Origin of the sequence: Vibrio sp. J1-1, from assembly GCF_021728395.1 — a bacterium.
Lineage (GTDB): Bacteria > Pseudomonadota > Gammaproteobacteria > Enterobacterales > Vibrionaceae > Vibrio.
The window spans coordinates 52,703-71,982 of sequence record NZ_JAKKCM010000005.1 but is presented as its reverse complement, the minus strand read 5'-3'; the positions used below and the strand labels follow the sequence as shown (position 1 = coordinate 71,982).

Genomic DNA, 19,280 nt, shown 5'->3' with positions numbered 1-19,280 from the left:
CTTGTCGGGACAAGGAGCCTTTTGATGCGGGTTATATATTTTGTTTGATTAACTCAATCACTTGCGTGATCTCGTTTTGTTCTAAAGGACCTTCTTTGGTGAAAAGCACTTTCCCTTGTTTATCCTGAACGATGATTGCTGAACTCTCTTGCTCTAACCCCCAAGCTTTTGCGACTAAGCCATTTTCATCCAGTACCATCGATGACCAAGGAAACGCCTTCTTACTGTCTTGCGCTGAAGACTTGACGAAAGAGCCGGTACCCCAAATCGCATCATCTTGATTGATGATCGTTGTGGTTTGGTAACTTTCTTGAGGAAATTTCGCGGCGGTAATGGCAGACATTAACGGGGCGTTCATCTCTTTCGAACTGCTGCGTCCGGCAATCGCCTGAATAACGCGTACTTTGCCCAACATGTTCTGCGTGACCCACGGTTGGTACGCTACGCCTTCGCCCTGCATCACAATTTCACCATAAGCACCAACTCGGACGTCTGGAAGATTTTCGCCGATGGTTAAATTATTTGCGAATGAAAGGCTTGGCGTCATAGCCAGAAGAAGTGGTAGGAGAGTCTTAATTTTCATATTGTTATATTCCATACAAGTGAGAGCTTTACAACCAAGTCACCTCTGAGTGATTGATACAGTCAGGTGAGCTTGGTTTACAGGAACCATTTGGATGTCGCCAGTATATAAGTAGAACAAGTAAAATTACAGCGAGCTTGTTAACATTTATTTAACGTATGAAATGGTGTAATATTGCGTTGTAATTAGGATTTGCTAGAATGAAGCCGCTCGCAAATTGCGCTACTAGATTGTTAAGGCTAGACAATCTGTGTTTTCTCAAAGGAATTGAGGTGAATTATGCTTCGTGAATTCACGGTATACCGACCACTCCAGGTGGCTCGTTTTGTAAAGACGCTGTTTAAAGGTCAGTTTTTCATCGCAGGCGTCGGGAACTTTGATTTTGACAATGGCAAGGTTCTTCTACCTGATGTAACAGATCAGAAAAGACTCACTGTGTTCAAAGAAGTGAATCAGGAGATAGCATCGTTGAAACTACGATGAGCAGGTAACAGGCAAAGTTATAATAAGAGCGACGAAGGTCGCTCTTTTTTGTTATAGGTTATTGATATTATTCGATTCTGAATCAAATCAGCTTTGTAAACTTGGTGGAAAGCACACGCCTGTTCCGCCAAGACCACAGTAGCCTTCAGGGTTCTTCGCCAGATATTGCTGGTGGTATGTTTCAGCAAAGTAGTATGTCCCCGCCGGCTGGATTTCGGTGGTGATAGAGGCTCTTTGTTCCTCTTGCAGCGCTTGTTGATACTGACGCTTTGAGTTTTCTGCGATGTCTTGCTGCTCTTGCGAATAAGTATAAATAGCGGAGCGATATTGCGTGCCGAGGTCGTTGCCCTGACGCATCCCTTGTGTTGGATCGTGTTTTTCCCAAAATGCAGCCAGAAGTTGTTCCAGAGAGATAACTTGCTCATCAAATACCACTCTAACGACTTCAGCATGTCCGGTTTTTCCCGTACATACTTCTTCATAAGTGGGGTTTTTCGTGTACCCACCAGAGTAACCTACTGATGTTGAGATGATGCCATCCAGTTGCCAAAACAAGCGCTCTGCTCCCCAAAAGCAGCCCATACCTAAAAGAATTTGCTGTTGGTTAGCCTGCAATGGTGCCGTTAAACTGGAATGATTAACAAAATGAGTATCTTCAATTTGCATCGGCTGCTCTCGACCAGGTAGAGCATCTTCTATACTGATTAATGTCTGTTTGTTGAGCATGCTATCTGTCCTTTAAATTTGTCTTAAATTTGCGAACTTTTCCCAGTTCGTCTTTATGTGAATATGGATTTACAAAGGCTGCGGTAAAGTTATGAATATTACAGACTTAGCCTTTAATTGGCGTTATTATGACACATGTTTCTTTAATCTCACGAATCTCACGCATCTAAAACGCATGATAAAAAAAGCTCTCCCGATCATTGTTGTTGGCTTGTTTGCCTTTTCCCATAACGCCTCTGCCAAAGTATCTATTAAGCTACAAGGTATAGACGGCGCGTTAGAAGAAAATGTCAACGCTTATCTGACTTCGATTCCTGAAGAAGATTACTCGACTTCGTTGCGTTTTCAAGCGCGATTAGATGAAAGCATCAATGAGGCACTCAACGCGCTTGGGTATTATCACGCAGATATCTCATACTCTGTTACTGAAAATAATGATGAATTGATCATCGATATTGCGAAAGGCTTACCAGTCAAAATTAAAGTTATGGATGTCGTGATCACTGGCGAAGCGCAAGAGGATGAAGCATTTGAAGCGCTTCTCGCGGCGTCTCCTTTAAAAGTGGGCCGGGTTCTGAATCAAAGCGAATACGATAGCCTCAAGTCAGGAATACGTAATTTAGCGTTGCAGCGCGGTTACTTCAAAGGGGATTATCAACTTAGCCGTTTGGAGGTGGTACCCGCATTAAATGAAGCGAATATTCGTTTGCATTATGACAGTGGTATCCGCTATCACTTTGGTTCCATCAATATCACCGGCAGCCAGATCTGGGACGAGCGCGTTGCTTCGTTAAGACCGTTTGAAGCGGGCGAACCTTACTTAGTTTCGAGTGTTGGTGAGTACAACCAGAACCTGTCTAATACCGACTGGTTCTCGTCTGTATTTGTTGAGCCCGACCTGGCAATGCTGGAGGAAGGGCGTGAATTACCAGTTAAGGTTTCGCTTGCTCCGGCGGCCAAAAACCAGATAGAAACCGGTCTTGGTTACTCCACTGATACTGGCGTACGTGGCACATTGAAATGGAACAAACCCTGGATCAGCTCTCGAGGCCACAGTCTAGACACCGCACTTTCCCTGTCCCAACCGGAACAAACCATCACTGCAGGCTACAAAATACCGCTTGATGACGTTCTGCATGAATACTACCAGCTCCAGTTTGGCTTAAAACATTTGGACAGCCGTGATACCGATAGTTTAGAAACGAATTTAGCGGTCGAACGCCACTGGATCGTGGATGATGGCTGGCGTAAGACCTTGTACATACGTCACTTGTATGAAAACTTTTCTCAGGGTCTACAGGAAGATGGGGTGCACTTTTTGCTACCTGGAGCAACGTTTTCACGTACGAGAAGTCGTGGGGGCAGTATGCCAATGTGGGGCGATAAGCAAACCATCACTTTTGAATATGGTGACCCAGGCGTTTTGTCTGCGACCCGAGTATTTCGCTTTTTGGGCCGAACCTCTTGGATTCGAGGGATTGGTGAAAACCATCGTGGACTTTTCCGCTTAGAAGGCGGCGCTAACTTTATGGAAGAGTTTGATAAGTTGCCTCCATCGTTGCGTTTCTTTGCGGGTGGTGACAATAACATCCGTGGTTATGGTTATGAGTCCATCTCGCCTGTCGATGAAAGTGGCGCGTTAACGGGGGCAAAATATATCCTGAGTAGCACACTGGAATATCAGTACCGTATTACTGGTAACTGGTGGGGCGCGACTTTCTACGATATTGGTGACGCATTTGATAATACACCCGAATGGAAAGCGGGCGCCGGGGTAGGTATTCGCTGGGCTTCGCCGGTTGGCCCAATCAGCTTTGATTTTGCATGGGGATTGGATGAGCCACAGAAGAACGAATTTCGTATCCATTTCTCTTTGGGGCCTGAACTATGATGAAAAAGATGTTTAAGTGGACCAAATGGCTATCGCTAGTTTTGATTGGTCTTCTGTTGTTGCTCATCATTTTACTCTCAACAGTGCTCTTTACTCACCCTGGATTAAAGCTCGCCATATGGGGGGCAGAAACGGCCGTACCACAATTGAAGGTGGAGAAAGTTCAGGGCGCGTTATTTCCACGATTTGCACTGGAAAAGCTCAGCTTTGTTGATGAATCTCTGAATATTGATGCGAAAGTAGACCGCCTGACACTGGCGGTGAACTTCCGCTGCTTTTTCGATCCTAGAGTGTGTGTCGATGAGTTATCTCTGCAGGGCGTGAACTTCCAGATGCCGGAACTTCCACCGGCGAGTGACGAGCCAGAAGAAGAGACGCCACCGCTTCGTTCAGTCAGTACGCCAGTACCAATCTTCGTCAATAAAGTTAGCCTTAATGATATCAATCTGAATATTTTGGGTAATCAAGTTGATTGGCAGGATTTCTCGACCGCATTATCGATGCAAGGCGATCGCTTAGTCATCGCTCCAACGGCATTGAAAGAGATTAATGTTGCATTAGCACCAGCTGATACCGAGCAGGTACCAGCTGATCCGGAAATTGCACAGTCCCAGACTCCTGCAGCCGAAGGTGCTGAAGGTGAGGAAGGTCAGCAGCAGAATACCGTAGTCGAGGGGACTGATACTGACGCCGCCGACTCCCTGAGTGACGCAGCTAAGGCGACGGATTCGGAAGCAGTAAAAACAGCCGATGTAGAACCGCAAGATATTGTTTTACCTGAAATCTGGATTCCGTTGACAGTCGATGTTCGTCGCCTCGATATCCATAACTTTAAGTTAGCGGGTGAAACGCCTGTTATCGTTCATCATCTCGGTCTGGTGGCGAAGGCGGGCCGCGATCGTGTTGATCTGCAAACGCTTGAGCTCGATATGCCTGAAGTTGAGGCTACGCTGAGTACGCAAGCGACACTTTCCGCAGACTATCCTCTAAATGTACAACTGGATGCGTTAGTGAAGCATGCTGAGGTGAAAGGACAGAAATTGTCGCTGTCGGCATCTGGTTCAGCGGGGGACTTATCACTAAAAGCTACGCTGTCTGAACTGACTAAAGCCGAAATCCAAGCCAAACTTCAGCCGCTGAAAGTTCAGTTACCGTTTGATGTGACGATTAACAATGTGGAAGCGCAGTGGCCACTGCTGGGAGAAAGTGATTATCAGGTTGCAGTACCGAGTCTTACCGCTAAAGGCTCGTTAGATGGCTACGAGGTGGCGCTGGAAACTAAAGCATCCGGTAAGGATATTCCAGCTGTTGATGTGGCATTAAACGGAAAAGGAACCTTAGAACAAATTGATCTACAAAGTCTTGTGGTAAAAACCTTAGGTGGAGAACTGTCGGGCAAGGTCATGGCTAACTGGGCGGCGCCAATTAACTGGCAAGCCGATCTCAACCTGCAACATATTCAGCCTGGTCTGCAGTGGCAGGAAGCCGAAGGAGACATTAGTGGTAGCTTATCAACTTCAGGTTCGTTGACAGAGCTGGGCGGCTGGCAGGTTAGCCTTCCTACGCTTGATATTGATGGTGTTTTACGCGGTTACCCACTAAAAGTGAAAGGGCAGTTAGAAGCATCCGATAACAGTGGGAAAGCCGAAGATATCCAGCTCATAACTCAAGGTTTAGTACTGGCTCATGGTCCTAACCAGCTGAGTGCCAAGGGTAAGATCGATAAAAAAATCTTGATGGATGTTGACGTTAACTTCCCTGATTTTGCGAAAAGTGTGCCTGATCTTAGCGGTAACATGAACGGTAAAATTGCCGTACGAGGCAGCTTGAAAGAGCCGGATATCAACCTAGATCTCGCTGTAAATAAAGCGAACTGGCAGCAGCTAGCCAAAGTAGAAACGGTCAGGCTGAAAGGTGATGTCTCACCGTTACCCGTACCCAAAGCTAACGTGAGCCTAGTGGCAAATAATATCACCTATGACAGCGTTAATATTGATAGCGCAGACCTTGAAGTTTCAGGAGATGAAAAACTGCATCAACTCACCTTAGATGTGGTTTCGGATATCGTATCAACTAGCTTAGAAATCCAAGGCTCATTGGCGCAAAAGCCAGAAATGATCTGGGATGGTGCCTTAACTCGTTTGTCACTTGATACCATTCAAGGACCTTGGGCCCTGCAAAAGTCGACGCCTGTAAAGATCAATATCGATAAGCAGATAGCGGATGTTCAGGCGCATTGTTGGCTGCAAGCTGATTCGAGCGTGTGTTTATCTGAAAACATCAGTGTGGGTAAAAGTGGCGAGGCGAAATTAGCGGTGAATAACTTTGACTTTAGCCAAATCAAGACACTATTACCGGCAGAAACTAAGCTGCAAGGCGAATTGAATGCGCAAGCTTTTGCCAAGTGGGCTCCAAATATGAAGCCAGAAGTGACGCTGAATGTCGATATGCCACAAGGTCAGGTACAACAAGCATTAGAACAGCCAATTACGGTTGGCTGGGAAAGTATCAGCTTTAAAGCGGCTTTAGCAAAAGATAAGCTAGATGCACAGTGGCTGGTAGACGTGGCAGATAATGGTGATCTATCCGGGAATGTCTCGCTGATTAATGTTTCTTCTGAGTCTCCAGAGATCGCAGGTAATGTGTCACTTTCGACGCTCCATCTGGACTTCTTAGCGCCATTGATTGGCCAGTACAGTCTGTTCAAATCTAATATGAATACCGATTTAACGCTATCTGGTGATGTCATGCACCCTATGGTGAACGGCCAGTTCCTGATTGACCAAATTGAACTAAACGGTGAAGTGACACCAATCGATATCGACTCGGGTCAGGTTGCGATTAACTTTAAAGGCCATCAAGCAGACCTAAGTGCCGGTATCAATACACCTGACGGAAAACTGGAAATCACGGGTGACGCCGATTGGCAAGACTTACAAAACTGGCGCACCAACGCTCGTGTGTTTGCTAAAGAGTTAAAAGTCGATATGCCGCCAATGGTGAAAATCAAAGTTGAGCCAGACATGACGATTGAGGTGACGCCGAACCTTGCCAAGGTACAAGGGAATATTAATCTGCCTTGGGGTCGCATTGTCGTTGAAGAGTTGCCTCCTAGTGCCGTTGGTGTCTCAGATGACTTGGTTATTCTGGATGAAAACTTACAGCCGGTCGATGATACCGTGGAGGTACCGTTTAATGTCGAAACCGATATTAACATCAAGATTGGTAACGACTTCCGGCTTTCGGCGTTTGGCTTGGAAGGTGATCTGCGAGGTAATCTCAACGTAACTCAAAAAGATAAAGGCCCGTTTATCGTCGGTGAAGTAAACATCGTCGATGGTTCTTACCGCTCATTTGGCCAGGACCTGGTCATTGAAGAAGGTAAAATTATGATGAACGGACCAGCGGATGAACCTTATCTGTCGATTTCTGCCATTCGTAATCCTGATAACACTCAAGATGATGTGATCGCTGGGGTTCGTGTTACTGGCCCCGCATCTAACCCAAGTTTGGAGATCTTCTCGGAACCGTCGATGGCTCAGGCTAACGCGCTGTCCTATCTGTTACGTGGCCAGGATATCGATGCAGAGTCAGGCGGTAATGCCATGACCACCACCTTGATTGGCTTGAGCCTGGCGAAAAGTGGTCGTGTTGTTGGTCAGATAGGAGAAGCCTTTGGCGTGCAAGATTTGCAGCTCGATACCGCTGGTTCGGGAGATGATTCTCAGGTGACGGTCAGTGGTTATATTTTACCGGGTCTACAGGTGAAATATGGCGTAGGGATCTTTAACTCTTTAGGTGAATTTACCGTTCGTTACCGATTAATGCAGGATCTGTATTTAGAAGCGGTTTCTGGTGTAGACAGCGCAGTTGACCTACTCTATCAATTTGAGTTTGATTAAGGCGTAACTCATAGCTAAGGAGTGGTTATGCAGCATTTAGTCTTTGTATACGGAACGTTACGCAAAGGGGAATACAATCATCACTATTTGAGTTCGGCACAATTTCTTGGTCTCCATGAAAGTGATGCTCAATATACTTTGTACGACTTAGGGCCATACCCAGGAGTGTCTGAAGGTCACCGCTCAGTGCAGGGGGAAGTGTATATGATTGATGACGATACGCTGGTTGCACTCGATAAGCTTGAGGATGTTCCGGTGGAGTACCGTCGTGAGAGCATCAGTACTCCGTTTGGTCAGGCTTGGATTTATATTTATCAAGATACCGAGCATTTGACCGAAGAGATATCATCCGGTGACTGGTGCCAAAGAGTATAGGTCGGCGGGGTACCTCTACGCATTTATAGTATGACTACGACGTTGGTCGTATGCTATTCGATCGATAAACCTACTCAAGCTAATCTGGCGTTCAGACATAAAAAAGAGCTGCGTACTTGCAGCTCTTTTTTGTCGTACCCGCTTTAACTTATTTGTTTTGAGCGCGATCGTAAGATTCTAGGATTTCAGCTTTAGCGGCTTCAACATCAGCCCAGCCATCAACCTTCACCCATTTACCGGATTCCAGTTCTTTGTAACGCTCAAAGAAATGCGTAATTTGCGCTTTCAGTAGCTCTGGGATGTCGCCGACATCTTGGATGTGCTCGTACTCTTTAGAGATTTTAGAGTGAGGAACCGCGACAACTTTAGCATCTTCACCAGACTCATCCGTCATCTTAAGCACGCCAACAGGGCGGCAACGAATTACTGAACCTGGCATCAATGGGTATGGAGTCGGAACAAGTACGTCTACAGGATCACCATCAAGAGATAGTGTGTTGTTCACGTAACCATAGTTACATGGGTAGAACATTGGCGCGGACATAAAACGGTCAACAAATACAGCACCAGAGTCTTTATCTACTTCGTATTTGATAGGGTCTGCGTTGGCAGGGATTTCGATAACGACATAGATATCTTCAGGCAGAGATTTACCTGCTGGTACATGGTTTAGGCTCATTTGAAACTTCCTTTTCATTGAGGATGAGGGAACCTCATCTTATTACGATTTATTCGCAACTCACTTTAGCGACAAAAACACGGCAGGTAAACACCTGCCGAGTAGGACAAAGGTCTATTCGTCGCGATTATTTTCAAGGAATTCTTCGACTTTGCGTACCATGCTTGTTGAACCAACGAAGAACGGCACACGTTGGTGTAATTCTGTCGGCTTGATGTCCATGATGCGATTCACGCCGTCAGAAGCGATACCACCGGCTTGTTCTATCAGGAAGGCCATTGGGTTGCACTCGTAAAGTAGGCGCAGTTTTCCTTGTGGATGGCTTTGTGTGCTTGGATACAGATAGATACCACCTTTAAGCAGGTTGCGGTGGAAGTCAGCCACCAAAGAGCCAATGTAGCGAGACGTGTATGGACGACCATCTTCAGGCACGTTTTCCTGACAGTACTTGATGTACTTCTTCACACCAAGTGGGAAGCGGATGTAGTTACCTTCGTTGATAGAGTAGATTTTGCCATCGTCAGGGATCATCATGTTTTCATGAGAAAGACAGAAGCTGCCGATAGAAGGATCGTACGTGAAGCCATTAACACCGTTACCAGTTGTGTAAACCAGCATGGTTGAAGAGCCATAAATCACATAGCCAGCGGCAACTTGTTTGTGACCTGGCTGAAGGAAATCTTCTTCTGTTGCTGGAGTACCAATTGGGGATACACGACGGTAGATTGAAAAAATAGTACCTACAGAGACGTTCACGTCGATATTAGATGAACCATCAAGTGGATCCATTAATACAACATATTTGGCGTTTTGGTTGAGTTCTTTATTGAATGCAACCGCCTCATCTTCTTCTTCGCTGGCTACGCCACAAACTTGGTCACGAGCTTCAAGTGCCGCTTTAAACTTGTCGTTTGCATAAACGTCTAGTTTTTGCTGAGCTTCGCCTTGGACATTCTCTGTGCCGACAGCACCAGTAATATCACCAAGGCCGGCAGCGTTGATTTCGCGGTTAACGATTTTAGCTGCCAAACGAATGGATGCTAAAAGAGATGATAGATCACCACTAGCGTGGGGGAAATCCGATTGTTTCTCGACAATGAATTCGCCTAGGGTGCGCAATCCAGACATGGTTAATCCTTACATTTTTATTTAATGGGGGTGTTGCGCAACGGTGCATCTCTTTACGGATGTTAAACGTTTGCGCTAAACGTGATTTTATGTCGAAGATCTTTTTAATGGTAATGAAGTAACCGTCTGAGATCTCAATTTAATTGTCTTGTCACTGACGAGTTCATCATTTAGTTCGGTGACTGTACAGTCCGTGTTCAGACTTGTTATATTTTTGAAAGTGACAGTAAGAACAAGGTGAAAGTCACTCGCTTTTCTGGTGGTTATCGCGATAATGAAAGCATCAAACAAGGCATTACAAGGTTAAGTTTATGCACATCCATATCTTGGGTATCTGCGGCACGTTTATGGGTGGCGCGGCAATTTTAGCTCGTCAGCTCGGACACAAAGTTACGGGCTCTGATGCGAATGTTTACCCACCGATGAGTACATTGCTAGAATCTCAAGGCATTGAAATTATTGAAGGCTTCGACCCTTCTCAGCTTGAACCTCAACCTGACTTGGTCGTGATTGGCAATGCAATGAGCCGTGGGAATCCATGCGTAGAGCATGTACTTAACAGTAATATGCGCTATACCTCTGGACCGCAATGGTTGAATGAGTTTTTACTTCACGATCGCTGGGTGTTAGCCGTGTCTGGTACGCACGGCAAAACGACCACCTCAAGCATGCTGGCATGGATACTGGAAGACTGCGGTTACCAACCTGGTTTCTTGGTCGGAGGCGTACTGGGTAACTTTGGCGTTTCTGCCAGGCTGGGAGAAAGCATGTTTTTCGTTGTTGAAGCGGATGAATACGACAGTGCTTTTTTCGACAAGCGTTCTAAGTTTGTCCATTACCATCCACGTACGTTAATCATGAATAATCTTGAATTTGATCATGCAGACATCTTCGACGATCTTGAAGCAATTAAGCGTCAATTCCACCATTTGGTACGAACTGTTCCGGGCAATGGTCTTATTCTGTCTCCTAAACAAGATCAAGCACTTTCTGATGTACTTGAGCGTGGTTGCTGGACGGAAAAGCAGTTTTCTGGTGAAGATGGCGACTGGCAAGCGCATAAACTAATTGTCGATGGATCTAAGTTCGAAGTATCGTTGCAAGGTGAGAAAGTCGGTGTTGTGGAGTGGGACTTAGTGGGCGATCACAACGTGGATAATGCGCTGATGGCGATCGCTGCTGCAAGGCACGTTGGCGTGACTCCAGATTTAGCTTGTCAGGCATTGGGCCGTTTTATCAATACCAAACGCCGCTTAGAGCTTAAAGGTGAAGAGCAAGGTGTAACGGTTTACGACGATTTTGCTCATCATCCTACGGCGATTGAATTAACGGTTGGCGGTTTGCGTAATAAGGTGGGTGAAAAACGTATCTTAGCAGTACTTGAGCCTCGTTCAGCCACCATGAAGCGAGGTGTACACAAGAATACGCTGGCAGATTCATTGCACAATGCCGATGAAGTGTTCTTGTTCCAGCCAGATAATATTGAATGGTCTGTACAGGAAATTGCTGACCAATGTCAGCAGCCGGCTTTTATTGACGCTGATCTAGACCATTTTGTTACGAAAATCGTTGAACGTGCAAAGCCTGGTGACCAAATACTGGTTATGAGTAATGGTGGCTTTGGCGGTATTCACGGTAAACTTCTCGAACAATTAAAACAAAAAGCTTAATCGTTATGTCTGACAAAAAACAGCAGCAAAAAAAAGCCATTACCTTAGCTCTCACTGGCGCTTCTGGCGCGCCTTATGGTCTGAGACTTCTGGAGTGTTTGGTCGCTGCGGATTATCACGTCTATGTGTTGATATCTTCCGCGGCGAGGGTTGTGATGGCAACCGAGCATGACCTGAAGTTACCGAGTGGTCCTGAAGCTGCACAAAAAGCGCTGGTGGAGCACCTTAAGTGCGATCCTGACAACATTACTGTGTGTGGTAAAGATGACTGGTTCTCACCTGTTGCTTCAGGCTCCGCAGCACCAAAACAAATGGTGGTTTGTCCGTGTTCGGCTGGGAGCGTCGCGGCGATTGCCCACGGCATGTCGGATAATCTGATTGAGCGTGCAGCCGATGTGGTGATGAAAGAACGTGGCCAGTTGCTTCTGGTTGTGCGAGAAACGCCGTTCTCAACCCTGCATCTGGAAAATATGCATAAACTGTCGCAAATGGGGGTCACCATTATGCCGGCGGCGCCGGGTTTTTATCATCAACCAAAGAGCATCGAAGACTTAATCGACTTTATGGTGGCGCGAATTCTCGATCATCTGGGGATTGAGCAAGGTTTGGTCCCTCGCTGGGGATACGACCAACGCTCATAAATAGTTATCTCGCAAAGTATTCTGATCATTATCTGTAGTTAAGTCCCAAAGCAATTCCCCTCGCGTAACCTAGCATCGCGAGGGTGTTTGGGTATACAATCCATTCAACTCATCGGGGAGCAACCCCATTTTGTATTGTGTTCATCAAGACATAAGGGCGCTGAGACCTAATGGCTTAACCTAGTTAGGCTACGGGGACCCGTAATACCTGAACCAGATAATGCTGGCGTAGGAATTGAGTCTGGATATTAGCAATCCCAAATAGCCACCTCATACCTGTGCCGCTCAACTAATTTCTCTGAAATAGACATGGAGAGCGAGCAGTGAAACCCACTCTAAGCCTGATTGCCCTTGCTGCAATGACAACAACTTCAGCCTTTGCGGCTGAAAACACATTAACCATCTACACCTATGACTCATTCGCTGCGGATTGGGGACCGGGTCCTAAAATCGAACAAGCTTTTGAAACGAAATGCGGCTGTGACGTAAATTTTGTTGCCCTTGATGATGGTGTGTCGATTTTGAACCGTCTTCGTTTGGAAGGTAGCAACAGCAAAGCCGATATTGTTTTGGGGCTGGACAACAATCTGATGGTAGAGGCACAGAAAACAGGCCTGCTGACAGAGCACAAGGTTGATACCTCTACAACCATTTTACCAAACGGTTGGAGCGATAAAGTATTCGTTCCTTATGACTACGGTTATTTCGCGTTCGTTTACAATAAAGAAAAATTGGCTAACCCGCCAAAAAGCATGAAAGAGCTGGTTGAAGAACGTGATGACCTTAAAGTGATTTATCAGGACCCACGCACTTCAACACCGGGGCAGGGTTTAATGCTTTGGATGAAGTCAATATACGGCGACAATGCAACACAAGCTTGGCAGCAGTTGGCTGGTAAAACAGTCACGGTGACCAAAGGTTGGTCTGAAGCGTATTCCATGTTCCTCAATGGAGAGTCTGATTTAGTACTTTCTTACACTACATCACCGGCCTACCACCTGATTGCTGAGCAAGATGCTAAGTTTGCTACCGCTGACTTTGCTGAAGGGCATTACATGCAAGTGGAAGTCGCTGCCAAGGTGAAAGATTCGAAGAATGCCGAGTTAGCAGACGAGTTCATGAATTTCATTTTGAGTGATGAATTCCAGTCAGCAATGCCTACTGGGAACTGGATGTACCCAGTCACTGACGTTGCTCTTCCAAAAGGCTTTGAAACCTTGAACGTGCCAAGTAAGTCACTGAGCTTTAGCGCCGATGAAGTGGCGAAAATGCGTAAGACTTGGATTCGTGAATGGCAAAGCGCCCTGACTTTCTAAGAGTTAGCTTTGAATACTGTACCCAAATTAGGCATAGGGGTCGCGATAGTCATCGCGGCCTTTGTTCTTTCTGCGCTGAGTGCTTTGGCTTTTCAGGCACCGTCTCTAGATGTATCGCTGATCTGGAATGATCCCTATTATCAGCACGTCACTAAGTTCAGCTTTTATCAGGCTTTTCTATCCTCGTTACTCAGTGTGGGCTTGGCGATTCCCGTCGCACATTCGCTTTCCCGCCGTGAATTTTTTGGTAAATCACTACTGCTCAAACTATTCGCTTCAACGTTGGTACTGCCTGTTTTAGTCGGGGTTTTTGGATTGTTGGCGATATATGGCAACAGCGGTCTGATCGCTCAGTGGCTACAAAATATTGATGCTAAGCTGCCATTTTCTATCTATGGCTTGAACGGTATTTTACTGGCGCATGTGTTCTTTAATCTGCCTTATGCTGCGCGATTATTGTTGCAAGCACTTGAGTCGATTCCTGCTGAGCAACATAAGCTATGTGCTCATCTCGGCATGAGTAATTGGGATAAGTTTCACTGGGTTGAATGGCCGCGGTTAAGACAACAATTACCTCATGTAAGCGGCCTAGTCTTTATGCTGTGCTTTACCAGTTTCGCCACGGTTATGGCGCTAGGGGGCGGACCTAAGTCGACCACCATTGAGCTGGCTATTTACCAAGCGATTAAATTTGACTTTGACCTGCAGGCTGGCGCCCTATTAGCACTGTGGCAAATGTTGTTGTGCGGGGTACTTGCGATAGGAGTACAGAAGCTGACAAAGCCAGTATCGGTAAGCTCTGGCAGCACATCAGTACAGCAATACTTAACGAAGGATCATAGGTGGTCAAAAGCTTGGGATAGCTTTTGGATCATTGGTGCCTTTTTACTGGTTATCCCGCCACTTGCGATGGTGATTCTAAGCGGAATAAATCAACAGGTTGGCTCGGTATTAAATGACGAACGTTTTTGGTCTGCACTATTCAATTCTCTAAAAGTTGCAGGAATGGCGAGCACCCTTGCAGTGGCTGCAGGCGTTTCCATTTTGCTCACCAGTCGACGCTGGCGACTGGAGTATAAAAACGCACGTGCGGATCAGATTGAGTTGGTTGGCACCATTATCTTGGTAACGCCGGGTCTGGTGATCAGTACGGGTTTATTTTTGTTGCTCCGTTCCTTTACCGATGTTTTCAGTCTGGCATTTTTTGTTGTCATACTGGTCAACAGTTTGATGGCTTTGCCATATGTGATTAAGACGTTAGCGCAGCCGATGTTGCACATTGAACAGCAATATCAATATGTTTGTGCCAGCTTAGGGATGCGAGGCTGGCAGCGATTTAAAATCGTGGAGTGGCGGGCGCTACGTAAACCTTTTGCTCACGCTTTTGCAATCAGCTTTATGTTTGCGATAGGGGACTTAAGTGCGATTGCATTATTTGGCGGTCAAGAATTTAGAACGTTACCGCTGTATTTATTTCAACTGCTCGGCAGTTATCAGATGGAAGCGGCTGCTGTGGTTTCAGTAACCTTACTGTTACTCAGTGTTGGCTGTTTTACTCTGATTGAGAAAGTACTAAAAACGAAGGAGAGCGCACAATGTTAGTGTTGGATGATGTGCAATACACCTATCAAAGTGAACTGTTTCGTTTTGATTTAACCATCGAGCGAGGTCAGATTGTCTCGTTGATGGGGCCGAGTGGAGCTGGTAAATCGACATTGTTGGCACTGGTCGCTGGCTTCATCCTCCCTGACCAAGGGGACATCCGGGTTGATGGCAAATCCATTGTTCGTAAAGAGCCTTATTTGCGTCCATTCTCAATGTTATTTCAGGAGCATAATCTGTTTGCTCATCTATCGGTACGTGACAACATCAGTTTAGGATTGCATCCGGGCTTAAAGCTCACAATAGACCAAAAGCATCAGGTTGAACAAGCCGCAAAGCAGGTTGGTGTTGCAGAGTACCTCGATCGATTGCCAGAGCATCTCTCTGGTGGTCAACGCCAACGTGTGGCGTTAGCGCGCTGTTTTGTTCAGCCTCATCCGGTGTGGTTGTTGGATGAACCTTTCTCTGCGCTCGACCCCGTGCTGCGTGAAGAGATGCTGAGCTTAGTGAAAAGGTTGGCAGCAGAACGCGGAATTACCGTACTCATGGTGACCCATCATTTGAATGACGCAAAAGCCATAGCAAGCCACTTTGCGTTTGTTGCGGGTGGAAAAATTGACGCTGCCGGTGAGATTTGCGAGCTTAAATTGACGCACTCCAGTGAAGCTCTACAGGCATTTGTTCGGGCTGCAGGATAAGCTCTATTAAAAACAAAAGGTTGATGTGAACATCAACCTTTTTTGTCACGATTGTTTAGTGACTTTAGCTTTGTGGCTTCACTACCATCACGTTGACGGGAGAGTACTCCACCACTTTGCTGGCCACTGAGCCTAACATGACTTTATTGATTTTCGAACGCTTGTGGCTTGGCATGATGATCAGGTCAATCCCTAAACGCTTAGCGTGTTCAATAATGGTTGTGTACGGTTTACCTTCTGCCACGTGGATACTATAGGTGACGTCTTCCTTGATGTTGTCTTTAGCAAATGTTGTCAATTGCTGTTCGACATCTTGCTTCATTTTAAGGGCTGCATCTTTCGGAAAGTAAGTGGCGACCATCGACATATGGATTCCAGGTACAACCGTTAGCAGATGGATGACCGCATTCGCTTGCTTCGCATGCCAAACAGCGAGTTTAACCGCTTGGTCTGAGAAACCTTGATCATTAAGATCTACTGGTACAAGAATTTGTTTATACATTCAATTTCTCTCACTCAGCCCCCGGTCTCCCCGGGGGGAATCGTTTAGGCGCTCAGTTGTTCTTTGCGCGCACGACGTTTCTGGTTCATAGCTAGTGCCAGCAGAATCAATAAGCAAGGCACAAACACCCACTCTTTCATTGGGCGATCAGCGTTTTGAACGACTGATTTGATCTCCCAGTCAAAATCGATACCTGAGGATTCGGCTGGGCTACCAAATTCCACCATATCAACGATCATTTTGCCGTCGTTTTCAACTAGCATCAGACCCATAGATGAGATGCGTTCTTCTGCTGTTGTGGCATTGTCGTCAAACGGCAGCAGCACAGTTTTTTCAACGTTATCACCTTCTAGGTTCTGTCCGGCGACGCGCAGTTCGATCGATTCTCCCACACTCAGTCCCTCGACAATTTGAGCGACTTCAACCCCTGGAGAAAGTACTTTGGCAGGGAACAGCATGTCCCACCAGAATCCCGGGCGGAAGAAGGAAAATGTCAGTACCAATAATAGGACGGTTTCCCACCACTTGTTGCGAGTAAACCACCAACCTTGAGTGGCTGCGGAAAATATTAGCATCGCAATAATGGAGGATATGATGGTCAGTGCTAAATGCCACCATGTGTCGATACCCATCAACAGCAGTTGGGTATTGAAGACGAACATGAATGGCAAAATGGCGGTACGGATATCATAGGTGAAGCCCTGAATACCGGTACGGATCGGATCTGATTTAGCGATGGCTGCTGCAGCAAAGGCGGCTAAACCCACTGGCGGCGTATCGTCGGCCAAAATACCGAAATAGAATACGAACAGGTGAACGGCTATCAGTGGGATGATAAGTCCATGTGCCGCGCCAAGCGTAACAATGACTGGTGCCATTAGCGTTGATACGACGATGTAGTTTGCTGTTGTTGGCAGACCCATCCCCAGAATCAAACTGATTACCGCGGTGAACAGCAGCATCAGGAACACACTACCGCCAGAAATGAACTCGACAAAGTCAGTCATAACCAGACCAATACCAGTCAGTGTCACCACGCCTACCACCGTACCAGCAGCCGCCGTCGCTACACCGATACCAATCATGTTACGTGCGCCAGAGACTAAACTTTCCAGAAGATCAATAAGACCTTCCTTCGTCTGCTCTCCAATATCCCCTTGTTTAGATAGCAAGGCAATTAAAGGGCGTTGCGTTAACAGGATGAAAATCATGAACACGGTGGCCCAGAATGCCGATAACCCCGGAGAGAATCGCTCAACGGTTAAACACCAAACCAGCACCACAATTGGCAGTAGGAAGTGCAGCCCCGACTTTACTGTTGGTCCAGGTTCAGGCACTTCAGTCAGCTCTTCTTCTATATTGATCGCACCATCTTTAGTGTGATTCGCCGATACTTTAACCAAAGCAATATAAGTAATGAGAAGTGCAACCATCACGATAGGTGTCGCTGCCTCACCAAAGGCATCTTTCGTCCAGCCGACACCGTAGTAGACCAGCGCACTGATGACACAAAGCCCTAAAATAGTTCCGGTGAACGACAGCATGCTGTGCAACATGGTTGGGTTATGACGACGAGGTAAACCAGTCATGCCCGCTTTACAAGCTTCAAGGTGAACGATGTAAATCAATGCAATATACGAGATAAGCGCTGGTAGTATTGCCGCTTTGATTACTTCAACGTACGAGATCCCAACGTATTCCACCATCAAAAATGCAGCGGCACCCATGATAGGTGGCGTCAACTGACCGTTGGTGGATGCTGCTACTTCGACTGCACCTGCTTTGGTTCCCGGGAAACCAACGCGCTTCATCAACGGTATCGTAAATGTACCGGTAGTTACTACGTTAGCAATCGAAGAGCCAGATACAAGGCCTGAAAGACCTGAAGCCACAACGGCCGCTTTTGCTGGACCACCTCTCATGTGACCTAACAGAGAGAAAGCCACCTTAATGAAGTAGGCACCGGCGCCAGCACGTTCTAACATCGCACCAAATAGCACAAACAAGAATACGAAGGAAGTCGAAACGCCCAAAGCCACACCAAATACACCTTCAGTCGTTAGCCATAAGTGAGACATCGCTTTATTCAAGCTCGCGCCTTTATGGGCAATGACATCTGGCATGTATGGACCGGCGAAGGTGTAGATAAGGAATACGGCGGCGACAAACATCAATGGTGGACCAAGTGCACGTCTTGTGGCTTCCAGAAGAAGCACCATACCAATTACCGCAACAACAATATCGGGAGTGGTTGGCGCGCCTGAACGTCCGGCGAGTTCCGTGTAAAAGAGATAGATATAAGCAGCTGAAAAGCTACCAGCAAGCGCAAGAATCCAGTCGACAACTGGAATATGATCGCGTGGAGAGTGTTTCATTGCTGGATAAGCAGTGAAAGCCAGAAAGATCGCAAATGTTAAGTGAATTGCACGAGCTTCAGTGTCGTTAAGTACGCCAAAATTAAAAATAAATGGTAATGGTGATGCATACCATAACTGAAATAGTGACCAACACAGAGGAACAAACCAGAGGATTCGTCCTTGTATGCCAGATGGGCTACGTGCCCCTGTGTCTGCCTGAGCCACCATATCTTGCACATCTTGTGACGGGGCTTTGTTCGTCGCCATGTACGTTTTCCTTATTATTGATGGTTCTGCCTGTTTTATATGTCTAAAACTCACTTCGCCTATATCAGTGTAGTGAATTAAGCGAAGTTTGCTGTCGAGCATTCCGCTGCCTGAAATTTAAATGAGGTTTGTAAGAAGCTCTTAATTGGCGGCGTTAAAGTGTTTTCTTGGCATGAGTGTGAGGTTTTAGAAAAACCGACTAATATACCCAGATGATTTCCAGATGCGGGACTTATCGCTTTCTTCATGGAGAAATGAATCAGCGGTAAAACTGACAAATGTCGAGTGACTTATCATGACTTTGGAGTGCTGCTGGCTCTCAAAAAAACACAACAAGTCAGTCACATTAAGTCTGGCATCTAGAAGCGCCTTAGGTAATAAACAAAGTATGCTGGTGTAAATACAACAACCAGCATACTTAATCAGGCAGAAACCACGTGCTCCTGCCTTGGTTTAGAGT

At 46.3% G+C, this 19,280-nt stretch carries 15 protein-coding genes and 1 riboswitch; of the genes, 9 read left to right on the top strand and 6 right to left on the bottom strand.

Annotation, left to right across the window (positions count from 1 at the left end; translation table 11 throughout):
* Window positions 1-31 precede the first annotated feature (31 nt).
* The gene (locus L3V31_RS09585) at window positions 32-583 is read right to left on the bottom strand and encodes a YtfJ family protein (protein WP_237315853.1); all 552 of its coding nucleotides are present in this window, start codon (window positions 581-583) and stop codon (window positions 32-34) included.
* Between the two features lie 279 nt (window positions 584-862).
* Between L3V31_RS09585 and L3V31_RS09580 the strand changes: the two genes are divergently transcribed.
* Entirely contained in the window at window positions 863-1,066 is a 204-nt protein-coding gene (locus tag L3V31_RS09580) for a DUF1107 domain-containing protein (protein ID WP_237315852.1), read from the top strand.
* Between the two features lie 87 nt (window positions 1,067-1,153).
* Here the strand turns inward: L3V31_RS09580 and msrA are convergent, their stop codons facing one another.
* On the bottom strand, window positions 1,154-1,792 hold the full coding sequence (gene msrA / locus L3V31_RS09575; RefSeq protein ID WP_237315851.1) for a peptide-methionine (S)-S-oxide reductase MsrA: 639 nt from the start codon (window positions 1,790-1,792) through the stop codon (window positions 1,154-1,156).
* A 175-nt stretch (window positions 1,793-1,967) separates the two neighbouring features.
* Between msrA and L3V31_RS09570 the strand changes: the two genes are divergently transcribed.
* From L3V31_RS09570 to L3V31_RS09560, 3 genes are read left to right on the top strand one after another with little or no spacing between them, the layout of a single operon-like run.
* Entirely contained in the window at window positions 1,968-3,683 is a 1,716-nt protein-coding gene (locus tag L3V31_RS09570) for an autotransporter assembly complex family protein (protein ID WP_237316082.1), read from the top strand.
* Entirely contained in the window at window positions 3,680-7,585 is a 3,906-nt protein-coding gene (locus tag L3V31_RS09565) for a translocation/assembly module TamB domain-containing protein (protein WP_237315850.1), read from the top strand. The genes L3V31_RS09570 and L3V31_RS09565 overlap by 4 nt, the downstream gene beginning before the upstream one ends.
* Window positions 7,586-7,612: 27 nt before the next feature.
* Window positions 7,613-7,960, top strand: a complete 348-nt coding sequence (locus tag L3V31_RS09560; protein WP_237315849.1) for a gamma-glutamylcyclotransferase — start codon at window positions 7,613-7,615, stop codon at window positions 7,958-7,960.
* Window positions 7,961-8,108: 148 nt separating this feature from the next.
* On the opposite strand, the gene ppa is transcribed toward L3V31_RS09560, so the two are convergent.
* Both ppa and fbp read right to left on the bottom strand, forming a co-directional pair.
* A complete protein-coding gene (gene ppa / locus L3V31_RS09555; RefSeq protein ID WP_014230697.1) occupies window positions 8,109-8,639 on the bottom strand; it encodes an inorganic diphosphatase in 531 nt (176 codons plus the stop codon).
* A 114-nt stretch (window positions 8,640-8,753) separates the two neighbouring features.
* Window positions 8,754-9,767 carry a class 1 fructose-bisphosphatase gene (gene fbp / locus L3V31_RS09550; protein WP_237315848.1) on the bottom strand — a complete coding sequence of 338 codons (1,014 nt, stop codon included), beginning with the start codon at window positions 9,765-9,767 and terminating at the stop codon, window positions 8,754-8,756.
* Between the two features lie 311 nt (window positions 9,768-10,078).
* On the opposite strand from fbp, the gene mpl reads away from it, so the two are divergent.
* From mpl to thiQ, 5 genes are all read left to right on the top strand, one after another.
* On the top strand, window positions 10,079-11,437 hold the full coding sequence (gene mpl, locus L3V31_RS09545) for a UDP-N-acetylmuramate:L-alanyl-gamma-D-glutamyl-meso-diaminopimelate ligase (RefSeq protein ID WP_237315847.1): 1,359 nt from the start codon (window positions 10,079-10,081) through the stop codon (window positions 11,435-11,437).
* A 5-nt stretch (window positions 11,438-11,442) separates the two neighbouring features.
* A complete protein-coding gene (locus tag L3V31_RS09540; protein WP_237315846.1) occupies window positions 11,443-12,078 on the top strand; it encodes a flavin prenyltransferase UbiX in 636 nt (211 codons plus the stop codon).
* 103 nt (window positions 12,079-12,181) lie between these two features.
* Window positions 12,182-12,330: riboswitch (TPP riboswitch) on the top strand.
* Between the two features lie 71 nt (window positions 12,331-12,401).
* On the top strand, window positions 12,402-13,394 hold the full coding sequence (thiB, locus tag L3V31_RS09535) for a thiamine ABC transporter substrate binding subunit (RefSeq protein ID WP_237315845.1): 993 nt from the start codon (window positions 12,402-12,404) through the stop codon (window positions 13,392-13,394).
* Between the two features lie 9 nt (window positions 13,395-13,403).
* Window positions 13,404-14,996, top strand: a complete 1,593-nt coding sequence (gene thiP / locus L3V31_RS09530) for a thiamine/thiamine pyrophosphate ABC transporter permease ThiP (RefSeq protein WP_237315844.1) — start codon at window positions 13,404-13,406, stop codon at window positions 14,994-14,996.
* Window positions 14,990-15,694, top strand: coding sequence for a thiamine ABC transporter ATP-binding protein (thiQ, locus tag L3V31_RS09525; protein ID WP_237315843.1), 705 nt, complete (start codon window positions 14,990-14,992; stop codon window positions 15,692-15,694). Before thiP ends, thiQ begins: the two co-directional genes overlap by 7 nt.
* Window positions 15,695-15,758: 64 nt before the next feature.
* On the opposite strand, the gene L3V31_RS09520 is transcribed toward thiQ, so the two are convergent.
* Both L3V31_RS09520 and L3V31_RS09515 read right to left on the bottom strand, forming a co-directional pair.
* Window positions 15,759-16,196, bottom strand: coding sequence for a universal stress protein (locus L3V31_RS09520; protein ID WP_237315842.1), 438 nt, complete (start codon window positions 16,194-16,196; stop codon window positions 15,759-15,761).
* Between the two features lie 44 nt (window positions 16,197-16,240).
* Window positions 16,241-18,820: a TRAP transporter permease gene (locus tag L3V31_RS09515; RefSeq protein WP_237315841.1), complete on the bottom strand. Its 2,580-nt coding sequence runs from the start codon at window positions 18,818-18,820 to the stop codon at window positions 16,241-16,243.
* Window positions 18,821-19,280: the final 460 nt, after the last annotated feature.

What these genes read in the sequence shown, in the direction of transcription:
- L3V31_RS09515 (WP_237315841.1), bottom strand. Translation starts at nt 18,820, where the DNA reads ATGGCGACGAACAAAGCCCCGTCACAAGATGTGCAAGATATGGTGGCT.
- fbp (WP_237315848.1), bottom strand. Translation starts at nt 9,767, where the DNA reads ATGTCTGGATTGCGCACCCTAGGCGAATTCATTGTCGAGAAACAATCG.
- L3V31_RS09570 (WP_237316082.1), top strand. Translation starts at nt 1,968, where the DNA reads ATGATAAAAAAAGCTCTCCCGATCATTGTTGTTGGCTTGTTTGCCTTT.
- L3V31_RS09565 (WP_237315850.1), top strand. Translation starts at nt 3,680, where the DNA reads ATGATGAAAAAGATGTTTAAGTGGACCAAATGGCTATCGCTAGTTTTG.
- mpl (WP_237315847.1), top strand. Translation starts at nt 10,079, where the DNA reads ATGCACATCCATATCTTGGGTATCTGCGGCACGTTTATGGGTGGCGCG.
- L3V31_RS09585 (WP_237315853.1), bottom strand. Translation starts at nt 583, where the DNA reads ATGAAAATTAAGACTCTCCTACCACTTCTTCTGGCTATGACGCCAAGC.
- L3V31_RS09580 (WP_237315852.1), top strand. Translation starts at nt 863, where the DNA reads ATGCTTCGTGAATTCACGGTATACCGACCACTCCAGGTGGCTCGTTTT.
- ppa (WP_014230697.1), bottom strand. Translation starts at nt 8,639, where the DNA reads ATGAGCCTAAACCATGTACCAGCAGGTAAATCTCTGCCTGAAGATATC.
- L3V31_RS09560 (WP_237315849.1), top strand. Translation starts at nt 7,613, where the DNA reads ATGCAGCATTTAGTCTTTGTATACGGAACGTTACGCAAAGGGGAATAC.
- thiQ (WP_237315843.1), top strand. Translation starts at nt 14,990, where the DNA reads ATGTTAGTGTTGGATGATGTGCAATACACCTATCAAAGTGAACTGTTT.
- msrA (WP_237315851.1), bottom strand. Translation starts at nt 1,792, where the DNA reads ATGCTCAACAAACAGACATTAATCAGTATAGAAGATGCTCTACCTGGT.
- L3V31_RS09520 (WP_237315842.1), bottom strand. Translation starts at nt 16,196, where the DNA reads ATGTATAAACAAATTCTTGTACCAGTAGATCTTAATGATCAAGGTTTC.
- L3V31_RS09540 (WP_237315846.1), top strand. Translation starts at nt 11,443, where the DNA reads ATGTCTGACAAAAAACAGCAGCAAAAAAAAGCCATTACCTTAGCTCTC.